The sequence below is a fragment of the Vitiosangium sp. GDMCC 1.1324 genome (assembly GCF_003044305.1).
Classification (GTDB): Bacteria; Myxococcota; Myxococcia; order Myxococcales; family Myxococcaceae; genus Archangium.
Genome location: NZ_PZOX01000008.1, coordinates 259,795 through 279,063 on the forward strand (window position 1 = coordinate 259,795; position 19,269 = coordinate 279,063).

General features: G+C 65.3%; 16 protein-coding genes. 9 read left to right on the forward strand and 7 right to left on the reverse strand.

Annotated features, from left to right (window positions below; translation table 11 throughout):
• Positions 1-4 precede the first annotated feature (4 nt).
• From DAT35_RS24315 to DAT35_RS24325, 3 genes are all read left to right on the forward strand, one after another.
• Positions 5-361: a DUF4398 domain-containing protein gene (locus DAT35_RS24315; RefSeq protein ID WP_108069522.1), complete on the forward strand. Its 357-nt coding sequence runs from the start codon at positions 5-7 to the stop codon at positions 359-361.
• Positions 362-412: 51 nt separating this feature from the next.
• Positions 413-1,588, forward strand: coding sequence for an OmpA family protein (locus DAT35_RS24320; protein ID WP_108069738.1), 1,176 nt, complete (start codon positions 413-415; stop codon positions 1,586-1,588).
• A gap of 69 nt (positions 1,589-1,657) precedes the next feature.
• Entirely contained in the window at positions 1,658-2,332 is a 675-nt protein-coding gene (locus DAT35_RS24325; RefSeq protein ID WP_108069523.1) for a class I SAM-dependent methyltransferase, read from the forward strand.
• A gap of 12 nt (positions 2,333-2,344) precedes the next feature.
• On the opposite strand, the gene DAT35_RS24330 is transcribed toward DAT35_RS24325, so the two are convergent.
• Together DAT35_RS24330 and DAT35_RS24335 are read right to left on the reverse strand one after the other, a co-directional pair.
• Positions 2,345-3,118, reverse strand: coding sequence for a hypothetical protein (locus tag DAT35_RS24330; RefSeq protein WP_108069524.1), 774 nt, complete (start codon positions 3,116-3,118; stop codon positions 2,345-2,347).
• Between the two features lie 21 nt (positions 3,119-3,139).
• The gene (locus DAT35_RS24335; RefSeq protein WP_108069525.1) at positions 3,140-3,691 is read right to left on the reverse strand and encodes a glutathione peroxidase; all 552 of its coding nucleotides are present in this window, start codon (positions 3,689-3,691) and stop codon (positions 3,140-3,142) included.
• Between the two features lie 330 nt (positions 3,692-4,021).
• Here DAT35_RS24335 and DAT35_RS24340 point away from each other — a divergent pair, with 330 nt between their 5' ends.
• The 3 genes from DAT35_RS24340 (at position 4,022) to DAT35_RS24350 (ending at position 6,419) form a co-directional block, all read left to right on the forward strand.
• On the forward strand, positions 4,022-4,357 hold the full coding sequence (locus tag DAT35_RS24340; protein WP_158501853.1) for a hypothetical protein: 336 nt from the start codon (positions 4,022-4,024) through the stop codon (positions 4,355-4,357).
• A 171-nt stretch (positions 4,358-4,528) separates the two neighbouring features.
• A complete protein-coding gene (locus DAT35_RS24345) occupies positions 4,529-5,413 on the forward strand; it encodes an oxidoreductase (RefSeq protein ID WP_108069527.1) in 885 nt (294 codons plus the stop codon).
• Position 5,414: 1 nt separating this feature from the next.
• Complete coding sequence (locus tag DAT35_RS24350; protein WP_108069528.1) at positions 5,415-6,419, forward strand: AraC family transcriptional regulator; 1,005 nt, start codon at positions 5,415-5,417, stop codon at positions 6,417-6,419.
• A gap of 38 nt (positions 6,420-6,457) precedes the next feature.
• Here the strand turns inward: DAT35_RS24350 and DAT35_RS24355 are convergent, their stop codons facing one another.
• Positions 6,458-6,862: a GNAT family N-acetyltransferase gene (locus tag DAT35_RS24355; protein WP_108069529.1), complete on the reverse strand. Its 405-nt coding sequence runs from the start codon at positions 6,860-6,862 to the stop codon at positions 6,458-6,460.
• A 271-nt stretch (positions 6,863-7,133) separates the two neighbouring features.
• On the opposite strand from DAT35_RS24355, the gene DAT35_RS24360 reads away from it, so the two are divergent.
• On the forward strand, positions 7,134-13,796 hold the full coding sequence (locus DAT35_RS24360; protein ID WP_158501855.1) for an RHS repeat-associated core domain-containing protein: 6,663 nt from the start codon (positions 7,134-7,136) through the stop codon (positions 13,794-13,796).
• A gap of 210 nt (positions 13,797-14,006) precedes the next feature.
• Here DAT35_RS24360 and DAT35_RS24365 read toward each other — a convergent pair whose 3' ends face one another.
• The 3 genes from DAT35_RS24365 to DAT35_RS24375 all read right to left on the reverse strand — a co-directional run bounded on the left by DAT35_RS24365 (position 14,007) and on the right by DAT35_RS24375 (position 16,371).
• On the reverse strand, positions 14,007-14,762 hold the full coding sequence (locus DAT35_RS24365) for a DUF5953 family protein (RefSeq protein WP_108069531.1): 756 nt from the start codon (positions 14,760-14,762) through the stop codon (positions 14,007-14,009).
• Positions 14,759-15,721, reverse strand: coding sequence for a DUF6310 domain-containing protein (locus tag DAT35_RS24370; protein WP_108069532.1), 963 nt, complete (start codon positions 15,719-15,721; stop codon positions 14,759-14,761). Before DAT35_RS24370 ends, DAT35_RS24365 begins: the two co-directional genes overlap by 4 nt.
• A gap of 80 nt (positions 15,722-15,801) precedes the next feature.
• Positions 15,802-16,371 carry a GNAT family N-acetyltransferase gene (locus tag DAT35_RS24375; protein WP_108069533.1) on the reverse strand — a complete coding sequence of 190 codons (570 nt, stop codon included), beginning with the start codon at positions 16,369-16,371 and terminating at the stop codon, positions 15,802-15,804.
• 129 nt (positions 16,372-16,500) lie between these two features.
• Here DAT35_RS24375 and DAT35_RS24380 point away from each other — a divergent pair, with 129 nt between their 5' ends.
• Complete coding sequence (locus tag DAT35_RS24380; protein ID WP_233261678.1) at positions 16,501-17,433, forward strand: hypothetical protein; 933 nt, start codon at positions 16,501-16,503, stop codon at positions 17,431-17,433.
• 24 nt (positions 17,434-17,457) lie between these two features.
• On the opposite strand, the gene DAT35_RS24385 is transcribed toward DAT35_RS24380, so the two are convergent.
• Positions 17,458-18,525, reverse strand: coding sequence for a NusA N-terminal domain-containing protein (locus tag DAT35_RS24385; protein WP_108069534.1), 1,068 nt, complete (start codon positions 18,523-18,525; stop codon positions 17,458-17,460).
• Positions 18,526-18,777: 252 nt separating this feature from the next.
• On the opposite strand from DAT35_RS24385, the gene DAT35_RS24390 reads away from it, so the two are divergent.
• Positions 18,778-19,269, forward strand: a complete 492-nt coding sequence (locus DAT35_RS24390; RefSeq protein WP_233261679.1) for a nuclear transport factor 2 family protein — start codon at positions 18,778-18,780, stop codon at positions 19,267-19,269.

The window sequence follows — 19,269 nt, forward strand, 5'->3', positions numbered from 1 at the left end:
GACGATGCGAAGAGCAATCGTGGGCGCGGGGTTGCTGCTGGGATTGGCCGGCTGTGCTGGAACACAGAAGGTGCCGACCGAGCAATTGGTGAACTCGGAGGTCACCATCCGTCAGGCGGAGGAGGCCGGTGCCGCGCAGGTGCCGGAAGCAGCGCAACACCTGCAATGGGCCAAGGAGCAGACACACGAGGCCCGCCGACTGCTCGAGCAGAACGAGCGCGACAAGGCGGCGCTCTACCTGAAGCGCGCCGAGGCGGATGCGGAGCTGGCGCTGGCGCTCGCACGTGAGGCGCCGGCCCGGGCCGAGGCCGAGCGGGTGCGCCAGCAGGTGCAGCAACTCCAGCAGAACACGGTGCAGTAGCCGCCACACATGGACGGCGCGTCGAGGACTCGATTGCCGGAGGAGAAGGTCATGCGGGGATGGAAGCATCTGACATGGGGAGTGCTCGGTGCCGCCGTTGTCGCCGGCTGCGCCAGTACCACGCCGCGCGAGCTGTTGGATGCGCGCTACGCCTATCAACGGGCCTCCTCGGGGCCCGCGGCCCAATACAGCCCGGACGCGCTCGCCGCGGCGCGCGACGCACTCAACCAGGCCAACCGCTCCTTCGAACACGAACGGGACTCGGAACGCACGCGCACGCTGGCGTACGTGGCGCTGCGCAAGGCGCAGATCGCCGAAGCTCTCGCCGGAGCCAGCGTCGCCCAGCAGGAGCGGCAGCAGGCCGAGCAGCAGCTCGCCATGTCCCAGGCGTCCGAAGCCGAGCGCACGCGGCAGGAGCTGGAGAAGGCTCGCGCCGAGCTCTCCGAGGCCCAGCGCCTGCGCGCGGAGGCGGAACAACGCCAGGCCCAGCTCTCGCAACAGCAGCAGGAAGCGGCGCAGCAACAGGCGGCGGCGCAGCAGGCGGACCAGGCCCGGCGCGAGGAGGAGGCACGGCAGGCCCAGCTCTCCGAGGCCCAGGCGAAGATGGATCAACTCAACGCCCAGCTCGAGCAGGAGCGCCAGGCACGCCTCGACGCCGAGAAGCGCGCCGCCGAGGCGCAGGCGGAGGCACGCGCCCAGGCCGAGGTGGCCGATGCGTTGCGCAACATCCGCCAGGTGAAGGTGAAGGAGGAGCCGCGAGGACTCGTGCTCACGCTGTCGGGCAGCGTGCTGTTCCGCTCGGGCAGCTCGGACCTGTTGCCGACGGCCCGGCGGCGGCTCGATGAGGTCGCCGATGCGCTCAAGAAGACCCAGAGCCCGCTCGTCATCGAAGGCCACACCGACAGCAAGGGCCCCGCGGAGGTCAACGAGGAGCTCTCCTACAAGCGCGCCGAGTCCGTCCGGGACTACCTGGTCGAGCGGGGCGTGGACAGCTCGCGCATCCGCACCGAAGGGCGGGGCGAGGCGGAACCCATCGCCTCCAACAAGAGCCCCGAGGGCCGCGCGAACAACCGCCGGGTGGAGATCGTCATCGAGCGCGGTGTCGGCGGCGCCGGTGAGCAACAGCAGCAGGGCGGAGAGACGGGCGGCTCGGGCACGCAGCCATCACCGGACCAGACTCAGCAGCCATCGCCGGAGCAGGCTCCGCAGCCCCCTCCGGGCCCATAGGTTTGAAGACACAAACCAACATTTCGTAGCCTCCGGGCGGTGTTCCTGAACCCAACCCGGAGGCAGTGGATGAAGAAGCGGATCCTAGGCCGTGGGCTGTTGCTCCTGATGGCGACAGCCATGACAGGCGCATGCCGCTCCGAACACGGAGAGGAGAAGCCTCGCGAGCCCGCCCCGGCGTCGACGAAGGCGCCCGCCTCGGAACAACCCTCCGAGCTCCATGGCGTTGGAGGGGTCGAGGGCGTGCAACCCTCGTATGACCAGGCCCGTCAGCCCGCCAAGGTCATCGCCGCGCTGGGGATTGCCCCGGGACAGCGGATTGCCGATGTCGGAGCCGGTCTGGGTTACTTCACGCCGCGGCTCTCGGATGCTGTCGGTCCAACGGGACAGGTGGTCGCGACCGACATCGACGACGAAGCCCTCAAAAGGCTTCGCGCACGCATGTCCGACAGGAAGAACGTCGTGGTGCGGAAGGTGGCGCCGGACGAGCCAGGCCTCGAACCCGGCGCGTACGACCTGATCCTTCTCTCCGAGGTGGACCACTTCTTCCCGGATCGTGCGGCCTTCCTGAAGAAACTGCGTGCCGCACTCACCCCGAATGGCCGCATCGCGGTGACGCACCTCCGGGCCATGCGTCCGCCGCTCGTCGCCGCCGCCCAGGCTGCGGGCTACGCCGTCGTCTCCGAGTACGACGGCCTCCCGGAACACTACCTGCTGTTCCTACAGCCCGCGTCGAGCCAATGAGCCCGCGTTGAACTACTCCCACTCGTGGTGTGTCTTCTTGCTCTTGCTCACCCGGGTGACCACGAGCTTGCCGTCGCGAGTGGTCGCTTCATAGGACGCGGACTGCCGATCCGCCACACCCGCGGCATGGTGGCCGTACATGCAGTCCTGCTCGATGAGGAGCTTGCCAGCGGCGGGTTTGAACTCGTAGCCACAGCCGGTGGCGAGGGTTGTCTTGCTGAACTGCTCGAGCGGGCTCTCCTCTCCCAGGTCGAGCGCGCCCTTCGGTGGAGTCCACGCATCCACGACCTTGCCTGACGCGTCTTCCAGAACGACCCGGGCATGCTCCAGGTCCAACCCCACGAAGGGCGCCCTGAACTTGTAGGCCCGGATCGTCGACCCTGGAGCCACCACGAGCTCCGCCACGGGAGCGGCCTCCTCGGGACAGCTCATGTTCCCATCGGACACCTTCACCTCTCGTGCATAGACGCCAGCGTCCACGGTCTTCATCAAGGGAAGGAGCACGTCCTTGTCATGCGCGGAGCAGATGGCGAGCAAGGCAATGAAGAAGCCAGGCTTCAGCCCTGGGTATTCCTCACTCTTCACCACCCTGGGAAAGTCCTTGGCGAAGTGAAACATGTCGTGAAGGCCCACGCTTGCCTTCTTCTGGTCGATCCATCGCTGGGCCTCTTCCTGAGTCGCACCTCCGCCACCGATGAGAGCCCATGCCGTAGTCTCGGCGGATGCCGCCATGGGCGGCAGGAGCATCAGCAGGCCACACAGGAGTTGAGAGGGAATGCGATTCATTGTGCCTCCTCGTTTTCTTTGTCAGGCGGCGAGCGCCTTATCGATGGCGGAGAGCACCATGGGATCGTCCGGCGGCACGTCCGGCGCGAAGCGCGCGACCACCTCGCCGTTCTTGCCGATCAGGAACTTCTCGAAGTTCCACAGCACACCGGGCTCGGGGTTCGGCATCATGCCATAGCCCCGCAGCCGCTCGCGGAAGTTCTCACCAGCCCGCGAGGCCGCCTTGGGGAACTGCTGGGTGAGCTCGCGGTACAGCGGATGGATGTCCGCTCCGGTCACCGTGATCTTCGAAAACATCGGGAAGTCCACGCCGAAATTGGACCGGCAAAAATCCTGGATCTCCTCGTTCGTCCCCGGTTCCTGGCCGGCGAAATCGTTGGCCGGGAAGCCCAGCACCACCAGGCCCCGGTCGCGGCGTCCGACATGGAGCTTCTCCAGGGCTTCATACTGCGGTGTCAGTCCGCACTTGGAGGCCACATTGACCACCAGCAGGACCTTGCCGGCGTAATCGCCGAGCCTGGCGTCATCGCCCGTGATGGTCTTCAGGAGCACTTCTTGAATGGCGGTTGGCATGCAGTTTCCTCCCTCAGCGCGGTTTTCTCGTCTCGAGGCCGGGCAGCGGTATCCGATACTACCGGTCCGGGTTCAAGCCCTGCCGGAGCGCCGGTCTCGTAGCACAGTCGTTGCAACAGCGGCTGCGTTGGAGCGCTGTCCCAGGTCGATGACTGCGGGTTATCGATGAGGCATGCCCTTGTTCCTGCCGGTGGTCGAGGCGTGTGCGTAGTTTGCAGGTGTCTCTTGGGAGAAAGGTGAACGCGCGCGGGCCGACCTGCCAGCGCGCTCCCCATCATGAACAGCCCTGCAAATTCCGATCGTCGTCCCTGGCTCGCCTGGCGCGTGACCATGCTCGCGGTCGTCGTGAACGTGCTCATCCACCTGTGGATTGTGTCGTCCGAGTTGCTCGCGGAGGATGGCGCCTCCCTCATGGACCGGGCGCGCATCTACACGGACGAGGTGGCTGCGCCCATGAATCTCTGGTCCACTGCGGTCCATTTCCCTGGATGGATCGCGGCCGCGTTCACGCTCTGTCTCATCCATGACCGGAACTCGCTCGCGGCACTGCTTCTGCCGCAGTTGGCTTTCCTGATCGTGTCCTCGGCCCAGACAGCCCTGGTGGTGGGGGGCCTCTTCTGGCTGTGGCAGTGGGGACGCCGCATGGTGCTCCTGCGCGTCAGCTGACTCAGACGATTCGCCCGGCCCGCTCCCCCCGGCCCATCCAAGGGGGCGAGCGAGGCCACGCGTGCGCTCCGTGGCGCGATTGGATGATTCTTTGGCGCGATCGGATTCGCCCCGTCCAGACCGCTTCGTTATCGATGGGACCGTCGTTCCACTCCACCCAGGAAGGTTCCCATGTCGAAGGTCTGGCTCATCACTGGAAGCTCACGCGGCCTCGGCCGCGAACTCGCGAAGGCCGTACTCGCCGCCGGCCACCGCCTCGTGGCCACGGCGCGCAAGCCCGAGGAACTCCACGAGCTCGTCACCCAGTACGGCGATCGGGTGCGGGCCGTCGCGCTCGACGTGAAGGATCCTGCCGCCGCGCGCGCGGCCGTGGCCGAGGCGACCTCCGCATTCGGCCGCCTCGATGTCGTCGTCAACAACGCCGGGTACGCGAACGTCAACTCCATCGAGGACGTGGCGGAGGACGACTTCCGCACGCAGTTCGAGACGAACTTCTTCGGCGTCGTGAACGTGACGCGCGCGGCGCTGCCCGTGCTGCGAGCGCAGCGCGACGGCCACATCATCCAGATCTCCTCCATCGGTGGGCGTGTCACCACCCCGGGCCTGGGGGCGTACCAGTCCGCGAAGTGGGCCGTCGGCGGGTTCTCCGAGGTCCTGGCGAAGGAGGTCGGCCCCCTCGGCATCCGCGTGACCGTCGTCGAGCCCGGTGGCATGGCCACCGACTGGGCGGGCTCCTCGATGCGGATCGATGACATCCGGAGCGACTACCAGCCGACCGTCGGCGCGTTCGCGCAGCGCCACCGCGAGAACACCGACATCGTGCGGGGCGATCCCAGGAAGGTCGCCCAGGCCATCCTCCAGGTGGCGTCGGAAAAGCAGCCGCCGCTCCGTCTCCTGATGGGCTCCGACGCCGTGTTCGTCGCTGGCGCCGTCGCCGCCGCGCGTGCGGAGGAAGACGCGAAGTGGAGGGCGCTCAGCGTGTCCACCGACTTCGAGGGACTGGTAGACTTCGCCGAGACACCCATCGCGAAGATGCTCATGTCCAAGAGGAGCTGAGTTGCCCGCCGCTCTCGTCACCCTGTCGAGCGTGCTGCTCGACCGTCTCGCCGCACTGGGCGTCGACGTGCCGCGCCTGCTGCGACATGCCGGAGTCCTGCCTTCCCGGTTCCAACCGTCGAAGGCACGGCTCACGATCCCCGAGTTCTTCGCCTTCTGGCGGGCCCTGGAGGAAGTCGGCGGAAGTCGAGACCTCGGATTGCGCGTGGGCGCCGAGGCGCTGCCGCATCAGTTGGATGTCGCATCGCTCGCGGCGCTCCACTCTCCCAGCCTGGGCGAGGCGCTGAAGAAGTTCGCGCGCTACAAGCGTCTCTGCACCGAGAAGACCGTCCGGGTGGAGACGACGGGCGGGGAGGCGAGAATCAGCTTCCACTGGGAGAACGTCGAAGAGGCGCTCCCCCTCATGCTCGTCGATGCCTCCTTCGCTTCCCTCCTCGCCCTGGCACGCCGGGGCACCGGAAGCTCGCTCGTCCCGCGGCGCGTCGAACTGGTGAGGCGCCGCTCCGACGAGGCGATGCTCCGGCGCCACTTCGGGTGCGAGGTGCGCTTCGACGCACCGCTCGACCTCCTCGTCTTCGAGGAGACGGCGCTCGCCCGCCCCTTCGTCACGCACAACGCGGATCTGCTCGCGGTGATGCTGCCGGGGCTGGAAGCCGCATTGAGCCAGAGCATGACACCGCGCTCACTGGCCGACGATGTGCGGGAGGTTCTCGGCCGCAGCATGCGAGGAGAGAGCCTCGGCCTCGAGAGGATCGCCCGGGAAGTGCACATGAGCTCGCGCACCCTGCAGCGGCGCCTCAAGGAGCTCGGGACCTCCTACCAGAGCCTGCTCGACGACGTTCGCCGCGACACCTCGCGTCGCCTCCTGGCAAGCACGGATCTCGACACGGGCGAGATCGCATTCCTGCTGGGCTTCGAGGAGCTGAACTCGTTCACGCGCGCGTTTCACGTCTGGGAGGGTATGCCCCCCACCCGGTGGCGAGAATCCCAGCGCGGCCATTCCTGAACCCGCGGGCTTCAGCCCTGACACCGAGGGCCTTGAGCTCAGCGCGCCGGCGCCAGTCGCCACTCCGGCCGCAAGAGCCCGTATAGCACCGCGTCCTGTCTCTCGCCGTTGAGGAGGTAGCGCTCGCGCTGATACCCCTCGCGCTGGAAACCCAGACGCTCGAGCACCTGAATGGAGCTGCTGTTGCGCGGATCCACGTCCGCCTCCAGCCTGTGTAATTCGAGCGAGGTGAAACCAAACTCCACCACACGGCCCACCGCCTCGCGCCCGTAACCCTGGCCCCATTCGCGCGGTTCACCGCGTAGCCGAGAAACGCGCGCTGGTCTCTGGAACCATTGTCCTTCGCCAGACAGTTCCAAATGCCCTGGCTTGACACTCTCGCGGCCCATACCCGTTTCAATGCCTGCCACCCCCGCCCCTCGTGGCGGTGCTCTCAAAGGCATCGCTCCCCAGGAAAATTATGACATAGACGAACACGGGAGCGCAGGTCGGCCGGTGTCACATGAGCTCCATCGTTACCAGGAATGCAGGATTGCTCCTGTAGCACACCTGTATCAGCCCATGCCTTGCATCTGAGCCCACACCGTTTCTGGACGGGACACGAGCCGCCGCCGTACCGTGGCACGCCTTTCTGGCAACGGCATCGCCCTCGACCAGGGCGGCCGTGATGAAAGAACAGACCCCTCTATGACAACGCTCCGGCTCTTCAGAGCCATGTTCGTTGCAGTCCTCTCCCTCTGGCTCCTCTACCCACCAGGCGCGGCCCTCGCCCAGAGCGCGCCTGGCGCGACCCCCGCCAACTTCGATGTGGATCCGGATGGCAACGCCACGGCCCGGATTGAGCTCGAGGTCCCCCCTGGCCCTCATGGCATGCAGCCCAAGCTCGCGCTCTCCTATTCGAGCTCCGGCGAGAACGGCCTGCTGGGCACCGGTTGGTCGCTGCAGGGGCTCTCGGCCATCACGCGCAGCGGGCCTTCGCCCTTCTACGATGGGACCGAGCTCAGGGCCTATGAGGGGCGGGTGTCCTATTCCTCCGATGGTGACGGCAGCTCACGCGATCGCTTCCTCCTGGACGGGAAGCGGCTCATCGCGGTGAAGAACGGCAGCGGTACGGTGCTCTCCTCGGTGACGGCGCAGAACGACGCCTACGGAAAGCCGGGCACCGTCTATCACTCGGCGCTCGAGTCCTGGAGCAAGGTCACCTCGCAAGGGACCGCCGGCAGCGGCCCGCAGTATTTCACCGTCTACAAGAAGGACGGCACGATGTTGGAGTACGGCAACACGGCGGACTCCAGGATTGAAGTCCCGGGCGGCTCGCACGTCCGCGTGTGGGCCTTGAACAAGGTGGTCGATCCCAACGGCAACTCCATGACGTTCAGCTACACCGAGGACAATGCGAACGGAGAGTACCGCCTCGCGAGCATCCTCTACGCGGCCAATGGCGGCTTCGCCGCGAGGAACAACGTCACGTTCGTCTATGAGGAGCGCGACGACGACATCAGAACCTACCATGCCGGGTATCGGGTCAATCTGACCAAGCGGCTCAAGGAAATCCAGACGCACGTGGGCACGACCCGGGTCAGGACCTACAAGCTCGCCTATGGGTACGGCAGTGCGACCCGGCGCAGCCGGCTGACCAGTGTCCAGGAGTGCGACGGCGCCGGCGCATGCATGCCCGCCACGACGTTCGCCTATAGCGACTTCACGGCCGACGGGTCCTTCAACATCGTGACGTCAGGGGCACTGCCGGCGGGCCTGCTCACGGACTACGTCAATCTCATCCCCGGAGACTACAACGGCGATGGTAAGACCGACCTCATCCGGCAGGAGAAGAGTGATTGGGACAACGACAACGTCAACACCTTCAATGTCCTCTTCTCCATGGGGAATGGCCAGTTCAACTTCGTCACACCGAACGAAAGCTTCTATCAGAGCGAGATGGGGTACGACCCGGGCGTCAACATCATCCCCGGGGACTACAACGGCGACGGCGTCTCCGACTTCCTCCGGCAGGAGAGGGCGAGCTATGACGATGACGACGCCCACAGCTTCGATGTCCTCTTCTCCAGGCGCGACGGCTACTTCAATCGCGTCATCCCGTCGGGAGGCATGTATCAGTACGACCTGAAGGCCGACCCGGGCGCGATTCTCCACCCGGGTGACTACAATGGCGACGGCGTCACCGACTTCATCCGGCAGGAGACGGGCAGTTGGACTCAAAGCAATGATGACAACACCTTCAGCGTCTACTTCTCCAGACGCGACGGTTACTTCGACAAGGCCCTCCCTTCGGGTGAAATCTATCAGAAAGACCTGAAGTATCCTCCAGGCGCCAACATCTATCCAGGGGATTACAATGGTGACGGCGCCACCGACTTCCTCCGGCAGGAGCGGGACGGTTGGGACGATGATGATGACAATACCTTCAGCGTCTACTTCTCCAGGCGTGACGGTTACTTCGACAGAGTCGTTAGAGATTCGACCAGCAGTGACAGTGGCAGGCTGAATGATGGGGGTGGTGTCAACATCATCCGCGGCGACTTCAATGGTGATGGCCTGCAAGACTTCATCCGGCAGGAGAAGAACGGTTGGGACAATGATGAGAAGGAAAGCTTCGCCGTCTTCTTCTCCCGGGGCGACGGTCAGTTCGACTTCCACTTCCCAGCGGGCGCCGAGTATCAAGCGTGGCTGAGATTCGACCCGGGCGCCAACATCATCCCCGGGGACTTCAACGGGGACGGCCTGGAGGACTTCATCCGGCAGGAGAAGGGCGGGGCCGATGATGATGAAGCCACCAGCTTCAATATCTACTACTCCAGGGGCGACGGCACCTTCGACATTCGTACACCCGCCGGCAGCGAATACCAGGCCAGGCTGAGGTCGGACCCCGGCGTCACCCTCACCGTGGGGGACTTCAACGGGGACGGAGTGGATGACTTCATGGCCACGAGGAAGGGCTCCCCCGACGGCTCCACCTATTACTGGATGTACCTCGCCAAGGGCCCCCGTCCAGATCTCCTGACCTCCATCTCCGACGGGCTGAAGAAGACGACCACCATCACGTACAAGCCCCTGACGGATTCGAGCGTCTACACGAAGGGCAGTGGCGCGGTGTACCCCGAGGTGGATGAGCAGCCCACGCGCCCCGTCGTCGCGTCATTCTCCTTCGCGGATGCAAACGGCAACTCCGTCCAGCAGACCTACACCTATGAGGCGCTCCGGAGCCGCCGCGACGGCTCGGAGACGCGTGGCTTCGCCAAGGTCCACAAGACCGATACCGCGAGCAACGTCAAGCAGACCACCGAGTACAATCAGGACACGTTCCTCGGCGGGCAGGCGAAGTCCATCACCAAGCTGCAGGGCAATACGGTCCTGGAGGCCACCCGGTACACCTACTTCGCCGATTCCGCCTCCGGCTCCCGTCCCTACTTGAACGTCCGGCAGGTGCTGCTCCAGAGACAGGACCACGAGCACTACGTCCAGGGGGCGCTCAAGTATACGACCCGGGAGGAGTACACGTACGACGGCTACGGCAACATCACGAAGCTCGTGGACTACGGTGATGTCAACGTGGCGGCCGAGCGGCGCTACTCCCTCAGCCAGTACAGCAATGACGAGACCGCCTGGCGCATCGGCCTCATCACCGCCACCAAGCAGTCCAAGGCGGATGGTAGCTCCTTGAGCGCTTGGGATGCCGCGAAGGACCTGACCTGGGAGAAGCTCGTCCGTGACACGAAGGGCAACGTCTCCCGGCAGGAGCGCTACGATGATCAGAACAGCACGTGGCTCGCCAACACGTTCACCTACAACAACTTCGGAAACCCCGTCTCCAGCACCGACCCCACGGGCAGCGTCGCCACGCTGGTGTACGATGACAGCAACACCTACGTAAGGGAGCGGCACGTCGCCAATGGCTCTCAGCCCGAGCTCATCACCCGGTTCACCTATGATGTGCGCTTCGGCGAGCTGACCAGTCAAACCGATCCCAACGGCCACACCCTCACCTATGTGCTGGATGGCTTCGGGCGGGTGACCTCCGGAAAGGGGCCCCGGCCCGACAATCCCAGCCAAAGCGTGGAGCTGCTGCGCATCGAGTTCGCCAACACGGCCCAGGGCCAGGTGAAGACCACGTCCTTGCGGACGGACTGGAACGAAGACTACGGCAGCACCAAGAGCCCCTGGTCCTGGGTGAAGGAGTACTCGGATGGGCTCGGCCGCGTCTACAAGAAGGAGTCTCCCGGCCCGGACAACCGTGTCATCGTCGAGGACACGAGCTACACCCCCCAGGGCTGGGTGTCCAGGCGCACCTTCCCTCATTGGTCCACCGAGACGGGCAGCTCCCTGCCTGGGATTAGCATCACCTACGATGCGCAGGGCCTGCCGGTGACCATCGACTCCGTCGGCATCATCACCACCCTCACCGCGGGCTCCGACGGCAAGTCGTTCACCCGCACCGAGGCCTACGGGACGCCCAGCGCCCGCACCACCTCCTACTCGCTCAACAGCCGCCTCAAGGTCGTCAGCAAGACGGACGGCGGCAGCGGGGTGACTCGGTTTGAGTACGATCCCCTCTCCCGGCCCACCCGGGTGGTTGATCCGGACGGAGTCACCCATGACACGTCCTACACCTCCCTGGGCCTGAAGCGGCAGGTGAGCAACCTTGACACGGGGACCACGTCCTTCCAGTACAGCAACGGGCTCTTGAGCTCCGAGACCGACGCCCGCGGCAACGTCACCAGCTATGCCTATGACTTGCTCAGCCGCATCCAGCGCAAGACCGTGACCTGGACGAAGGCGGGCGTGGCTCAGACCACCACCGTTGAGTACCAATACGATACGGCTCCCGGCGAGACGGCCTACACCTCCCTCGCGGGCAATGTCTATAAGGTGATTACCCGCACGCAGGACGTGGTCGAGTCGGAGTACCGCTTCGGCTATGACCTCTACGGCCAGGTGAGCCTGCTCGAGGTGCGGCTCAAGGACCAGCCCTCCCCCTTCGTCTTCCGCTATGGCTATGATCCTCGCGGCAGGAGGACCGAGCAGATCTTCCCCGACAACGCTCGCGCGCTCACCTCGTACGATGCCGCCAGCAACATGTCCGTGCTGGCGCTCGAGGACGCCATCCGGGGAGTGCGGGGTGCATCGGCCAACTACACGGCGTACAGGTCCTACACGGCACGCGGTGAGCCGGAGACGATCGAGTACGGCAACGGCCTGAAGTCCGCGCTCACCTACGAGGCGGCCCGGGGAACGCTCCAAAGGCATACCCTGGCCTATGGTGACCCCTCCTCCACGTCGTCGCCCAAGCTGCTGGACGAGCAGTATGTTTGGGATTGGCTGGGCGATGTGACGCAGATCAATGATCTCCGGACGGGCGCGGATGGCACCTACGACCCCCACCCGTTCCACAACAACAGCCGGACGTTCACCTACACGAGGGCCGGGAGGCTCGAATCCGCCACGGCCCCGGGAACCTACGGCAGCCTCACCTTCAGCTATAGCCCGGGAGGCAACCTCCTCACCAAGGACGGCGCCACCTTCACCATGGGCACGGGCCACCGCGTCACCAGCGGCCAGAAGGACGGAGCCTCCGCCTTCTCCGCCACCTACGACGCCAGTGGCAACATGCTGACGAAGGTGGACAAGACCTCCACCTCGTGGAGCTACACGTATGATGGGAGCAACCGGTTGATAGAGGTGTGGAAGAACGGCACCCTGGTCAATACCTTCGCGTATGACTACACGGGCCGGCGCACACAGAAGACAGACGTCCTGGCCGGCACGACCACCTGGTACGTGTGGCAGGATTACGAGGTGACGGTGTTCGGCGGCTCGGCCAGTGCTCCGCCGCAGCACACCAAGTACCTCAACGGGCTGACCGGGCCGGTCGCTTCCATCACCCACGTGGCGGACGAGGTGTTGCTGAATCCGGCCACGTTCGCCTCGTCCGGCTCCATCCTGGGCTCGCTCACCTCCCTCAAGGAGCACTTCGGCGTACACCCCGAGAGGATGCCCGGCGCCCTCCTGCTCCTGGCCCTCGGTGTCATGGCGGTGGGCTTGGCGCGCCAGCGGCGTGAGCAGGCGGGGGCGTCCGCTCCTCCTCTCCGCGCGGCCTGGGCTCGGCACGGTGTGCCCGTCATGCTGGTGGTGTTCCTCACCAGCCTCATGCCCTTGAGGGACGCGCTCGCCCTGGACGCGCCAGGCAAGAGCCGGACCCCGGGCGGCAAGAGTGCGGGCTATCCGGTGGTGGGCACCCACTTCTTCCACAAGGATCATTCCAGCAGCACCCAGCTCGTCAGCGATTACCAGGGCAAGGTCCTCTCGCGGGCTGTCTACAAGCCTTTCGGCGAGCTCGACCTGGCGAGCAGCGCGGGAAGTAACATCCACCGCCTCAAGTTCGGCGGCCAGGAGCTGGATGCGGAGAGCGGCCTCTACTACTTCAATGCCCGGTACTACGACGCCAGTATTGGCCGCTTCATCTCGGCCGACAGCCTCATGGGCGCCAGCTTCCTGCAGGTGGATGCCTTCAACCGCTATGCCTTCGCGGGAAACAACCCCATCCGCAATGTCGACCCGTCCGGGCACAGCTTCATCATTTCGCTCATCATCGGGGCGGTCATGGGGGCGGTCGTCGCCATGACCATGGAGGCCGTCCATCAGGCCTCCACCCAGGGCTGGGTCGATGTAGGACAGGTGTTCCTGGCGGGGCTCGGCGGCCTCCTCTCCAGCGTCTTCGCCGGAGTGCTGGGGGGCGCCGCGGGCAAGGCGATGAACAAGGCTTTGGACAAGGCTTTGGACAAGAGGACCAAGAAGACTAGCGAGAAGACCAAGAGGGCCCTCGGCATCGGTGTCGAGGTAGTCGCTGGCGCCGCGGCGGATGTGGTCACACAGGCGGTGATCAATGGAATCCAGGTGGCCAGGGGCGAGGAGGTCTACTGGACGCAGACCATGCTCATCTCCCTCGGCACGGGCGCCGCGGCTGGAGCCCTCGGCGGATCGCTGGATAGCTATAACGAGTACCTCAAAGGCGACAACAACAACAGGCCGCCCAATACTGGGGGCTTCCTACAACAGATGAAGCGAGGGCTCAATATCCGCGATCATGTGAAGGAGATGGGTAGAGGGGACTGGTTCTTCGCGATTTCAACGGGCGTTGCAATGGGCTTTGTCTTCGGGTGTTCCAACGGGACGCTCAATCAGTACTTCGCCGACCCGGAGAACAGCAACGACGCGACCGGCGATACCTTCAGCACCTCCGGTGCGGACAACGCGCCCACGCCCCACTACAACGGCCGCATGATCATCAACGTGGTAGGAAGCCAGTCCAGCCTGGGTGACGCGCTGATGGACCAGAGCGCATCCGACTCGTCGAAGTAAGACGCCCACGGGCTCTTCGCACGTGCTGCCCCAGGAGGCTCCGCCCTCCTGGGGCTTGCGCACGGCCTCACGGCGAGAGCAGTACCCGAGTCCTTTCCCTGATTCGAGCCCAACCCCATCTTCCCTGCGAAGTGAGCCCCCAAGAGGTTCCTTCTTCCGACAACGAGAAGAAGGAACCCTGAGCACGGCCACTGCGAGTCGTGCCGAGCCTCAAGGGGTGGAGCGCCCGCCAATCTCTGGGAAGCGCTCGTAGGCCCGTTTGAGCGCGTCCAGGTGGGCGGGGTTGTCCAGGTCGAGCGGTGCATCGGTGAGCTGCACAACCCACCCCCCCGACGCCGTGCGCCGTGAGCGCGAGAGCAAGTCCGCGTCGCGGGCGGGGTCCGGAAAGCCGATGGCCCGTGCGGCAGCATCCGACCAGTAGTTCAGCCACCCGAGGCGAGCCGGAATCTCAGGCGAGCGGATTTTCGCTGGGAGCTTGAGGGCGGGCAGCCCCCGGGGAGGAATCCCTGGCTTATGTACCGGATCGATTGTTTGCCGTGCGATCTCCACCCCCGCGCGGAACGGTGTCGCATGCCCCCACAGCGCACGCGCGCCCTCTGCCATGGCTTCAAGCACATCCGCCGCCGCTGCGCGGCCAACGGCATCCAGCGGCAGCTCTGCGTGGACATCGAGCAGCGGCTGACCACCCGGGGAGTGGCGGGCGGATGTTTGTAACCCATAAACAGTCACGGGGAAGCTCTCATCGCCGTTGCACACAAGAGGGAATGCCCCGTCCTTGGTCCCCTCGATGAGCCATGTATCGCGCTGCGGCAATGCGTTGAGGCGCCCATCTTCGGAAACCTCCCACTCCATGCGCAAACCGGGGAGCGCCCGTTCCATCCCCTGGACAATAGCGAGCGTGCGTCGGTCGTTGCCCACCAGTGCAGGCATATAAACGATAATGCCGAGTTTCTTTCGCTTAGTCATCGTTTGCACCCCGTTACGACGATCTTGAGTTCGGGCGCCTGGAACTCCAGCGCTTCTTTGTGTTCTTCGGTGCTAACCCCAACGACGAAGCCATATCCACATGCCGCTGCGGCGTCGTGCTGCTTGCGCAATTGCTTGAGTTCCTTCTCAACCTCCCGCTTTTGGATAAAATCAGGGTATGTGTCAAATCGATGGGTCTTGATTTCCCACAGCACACGCACGCCGACTTGCAGTGCATCGAAGCTCACGCCGCCCACGAGCACATCCATTCCGGGATAACGGTTAGGCGGAAACTGATCGGCGCACTCGTTATGCGCGTCATCCTTGCCCGCGTGCGGTTTCGGGATGGGTTCGCACCTGGGGCGATCTCGCTCCGTGACTTCGGGTGGCTCCAGAGGAGGGAAATCCGGCCCTCTTGGCTCCGGCTTGGGCCTTTTTTTCGGCGAGGGTTTCTGCGGAGCGGGATTCGTTTCAGGCACGGGCTTCACTTCTGGCACGGGCTTCACTTCTGGCGCGGGCCGCGTTTCAGGCACGGGCCTTACCTCGGGGCGGCCCCTCCTACTCAGCTCATATGCATCCAGGGCCTCTTTGATGGCGAAGCCCACCACTACAACGCCCGCCACAACGACTGCTCCCACGACGAGCTCGGGTGCCGCCAGCACGCAGACTCCGAGCCCCATGGCCGCGGCACCCGCAGAGGCAATCGCGCATCTTCCCGTGAGGTCGTGAAACTCGAGCCGGTCATGGTCGAGGGCCTGATAGCACCGCTCCGCCAGCACGGGCCAGGGCTCGGAAGCCTCTTGGACCGCGCACCGCCCCCCGTCCATCCAGGGCAGCGTCGCCGCTCGCTGGAGGTTGGCGAGCCTCGGGTCTCGGGCCGCTGACTCTCGGGGGCTCGGCGCGGACGTAGCGCAGGCTGAGACGTAGAGCAGCAGTGCGATGCACGCTCGGAAACGCATGGCTACATCCTTCGGTCAATTCAGTACCTGCGGGTCCTGGTGGGGCTGTGTAGACTCCGAGGGCCCACGGAGCCTCGAATTCAGCGCGCCGGCGCCGGTTGCCACTCCGGCCGCAGCAGCCCGTACAGCACCGCGTCCTGTCTCTCGCCGTTGAGGAGGTAGCGCTCGCGCTGATACCCCTCGCGCTTGAAACCCAGACGCGCGAGCACCTGAATGGAGCTGGTGTTGCGCGGATCTACGTCCGCCTCCAGCCGGTGCAGTTCGAGCGAGGTGAAACCAAACTCCACCACCCGGCTCACCGCCTCGCGCCCGTAGCCCTGGCCCCAGTGCGCGCGGTTCACCGCGTAGCCGAGCGACGCGCGCTGGTTCTGCGCGTTGAGGTCCGACAGGGTGCAGGTGCCCACCACCCGGTCGTCCTCGCGCCGGGCGATTCCCCAATTGAAGAGCGAACGCTCGGCGAAGAGCCGGTGGATGTTCCGCAGCAGCTTCTCCGCCTGCGCTCGCTCGGTGTACGCGGCCCAGCTCCAGTAGCGCGTCACCTCGGGGTGGGAGAAGAGCTCGTAGAGCGCGGGGATGTCCGCCTCCGTCAACCAACGCAGACGCAGGCGGGACGTCTCCAGGGTGGGCAGGGTCGTGGAACCGATGAGCATGGTGCCCCCGATTCTAGAGCCGCGGAGCCGGTCACGGTGCCGTCACGACCCTTGCGAGATAACGCGTGCGCCCAGGCCGGTGGAGCAACGGCAACGCGTATTCACGAAGACACAAGGGGATACAACATCATGAAGAAGATTCAATGGAGGGGAACCCTGGAGTTGCTGCTGGCGGCGCAGGTGCTGGCAGTGGGCTGCGGACCCGCGCAGGAGTTCCACGAGCCGCCGGCCCTCGCCAGCCAGCCCCATGAAATCCGGATTGCCAACGGCATCTCGATGAACAGCATCTCGATGAACGGCATCACCCTCAACGGGCTCTCCACGAACGGCCTCTCCACAAATGGGCTCTCCACGAACGGGGTGAACACGGCCGATTTCGCGACGTGGTTCCAGAGTGACCCGGAGAAGAACGACACGTTGATGCAGTACATGGTGCGCTGTGGCGTACGGTCGGGCCAGAGCCTCTCCTACACGGACCCGACCACGGCGCACGTCTACACCTGGGAGGGGCTGATGGGCCTCACGCCGGGGTGGGCGGGGGGCGCGGCGGTGACGGAGGCGGAGCAGCAGGTGATGACGGCGTGCCTGGTGGCGCACGTGAACAAGTATGGGATGCACATTCCGCTGTCCGTGCTGGGGCGGAACACGGAGGGGGAGGCGGTCGACTACAGCCAGGAGGAGCTGGAAACGTACTCGCGGCCCGAGGGGTGTTTCTTCGGCAATCTCTTCACGGGTGAGGGCATCTTCGTGGGAAGGGACGGGAGCGGCCTGGAGGACACGGAGAGCTCGCCGCGCGCCTGCGCCCTGATGTCCAGCACCACCGAATCCGCGTGCGCGCCGATAGCGTACGTCGGAACGTGCGAGAGCCTGTGCACGCGAGAGGGCACCCAGCCGTACTACACGAGCTGCACGCTGAACGGACACCCGTACCTGCCCATCACCACGAGGCTGCGGCCCGAGGAGGTGTACCGGTGCGGAGACGGGGTGTGCCAGTGGACCGAGCATTGCGGCAGTGGGACGACGCGTGACAGCTGCGCGGCGGACTGCGGCACCTGCTCCTGACGAGAGCCCCCTTCCATCCCAACGTCAGCGCGCCGACGCGGGGAGATGCCCGAGAATGCCGTCCCGAAGCTCCCGCACGGTCCACGATGGCAGGCTGCGGCCGAAGGTTTTCAGGTCGAGAATCCCGCCATACTTCTCGTCCTGAGCCTGGGCCAGATAGGCCTCCTCCTTGCGATAGAAGATCTGGAAGACCAGCTCGTCTCCCGGTTCGACGTCGCCTTCGAGCTCGCCCAGCTGTGCGGGAGTCCGCTGATTCACGGCCGCGACCGCGTCGCCTGGCTGCTCCACGACCATGATGGCCTGGTACAACTCCACCTGTTCTTGCTCCGGGTTGTACTGGGCTTCGAGACAACGGCCCTCGCCGTAGTGCTTCCAGGCCACCTCGCAGACGAAGGCCTCGAGCGCCGCGATTCCGGCTTCCCGCGTCAGCCCCTTCTCCTGGCACACCCGCCGCAACACCCGCTCGAAGCGCGAGCCCGTGTCCGTGTCATCGGCGGCCTGCGCTCTCTTGCCGCGCTTGCGCCATGGAAAGGGGGGAATGCTGATGCGCGTCTTCACGCTTCCGTTCCACTCCGTCTCGACTCCGTGCCGAGCGAGCGTCTCGCGGACCTCGCGAGCAATGGCGAGGCTCGCCTCCTCGTCCAGCTTCGGGTCGCGCTCGAAGCTTCCGAAGACGAGCATGAGGCCCATGCCCAGCACTCCGCGCTCGACGTCCTGGCCATGGAAGAAGGTGGAACCTCGCACGGGCTCGTAGCGCTCCGCCTTGGCGGCCGCAACGTCATCCCAGCCGTCCGACAGAGTGTAGCCCGCGTTCTGCAGCGCGATGATCCCCTGGCGATTCAGCTCCTCGAAGGCGCGATCGATCGCATCGTTCGTCGTGGGCCCGCTCCAGCCGGCCTCCTCCGCGCGATGTTCCTCGAGCAGGCGCCGGGCATACGCCAGGAATTCCTCCGTCGCGTCGCTCGTACGCAGCTCATCCTCCACGCGCTCCTTGACGAAGGCGAGCACCTCTTCCTCGTCGAGATATCCCCCGCGAACCGCTATCTCCACCTGCTCGCGGAGGTATTCCCGCTGCCTCTCACTCGTGGCCATGGTGGCGAGTCTACACAACCGCGTCCCGGGGCGCCTCGCGTCCCGGAATTGCCGACAGCTCTCGGCCAGCTCGACGTGCCCAAGCGTCTGGGTCAGGCGCAACGCTCCCTCATCGACCAGAGGGTGCTTGCTCGCTCCCTCTTCCGGGTGAGTCTTTTCATGGGCTTTCGAGTGTTCTTTTCCGAGGTGTGACCCTCTACCCTCGACAGAGACATCGGCTGCCTCATCCGAAACGGAAAACGAGACAAGACCATGCCCAAAGGCATCAGCAAGAGCTTGCCATCCGCCGAGCTCGACCGAGGCCAGCACGTGGACGAATCACTCCGAGGCAGCGTGATGTCTGTTTACGAGTCCATCGCCAATCTGGTGGCGAGGTACGCGTTGGCCTACGACACCCGAGACTGGGACTCGCTCGCCAGGTGCTTCACCCCGGACGCATCGCTGACCCTGCGAGTCGCTGGCGGCGACCTGGCCGGACCGTTCCGGGGACTCGCGGAGATCATGCGCCTGATGCGGGACTCCGCCGAGACGCAGGACGACCGCAGGCGGCACGTGTGCACGAACCTGATCGTCGACCCCACCGGTCCCGGCTCGGCCACCGCGCGGTCGTACCTGACGCTGCTCTCCGTTCGGGACAGGCGCCTCGATGTGCTGTCCACCGGGACCTATACCGACGAGGTGGTCCAGGCCGGGGAGTCCTGGCGGTTTCGCTCCCGGCACATCGAGCTCGACCTCCCCCACTGA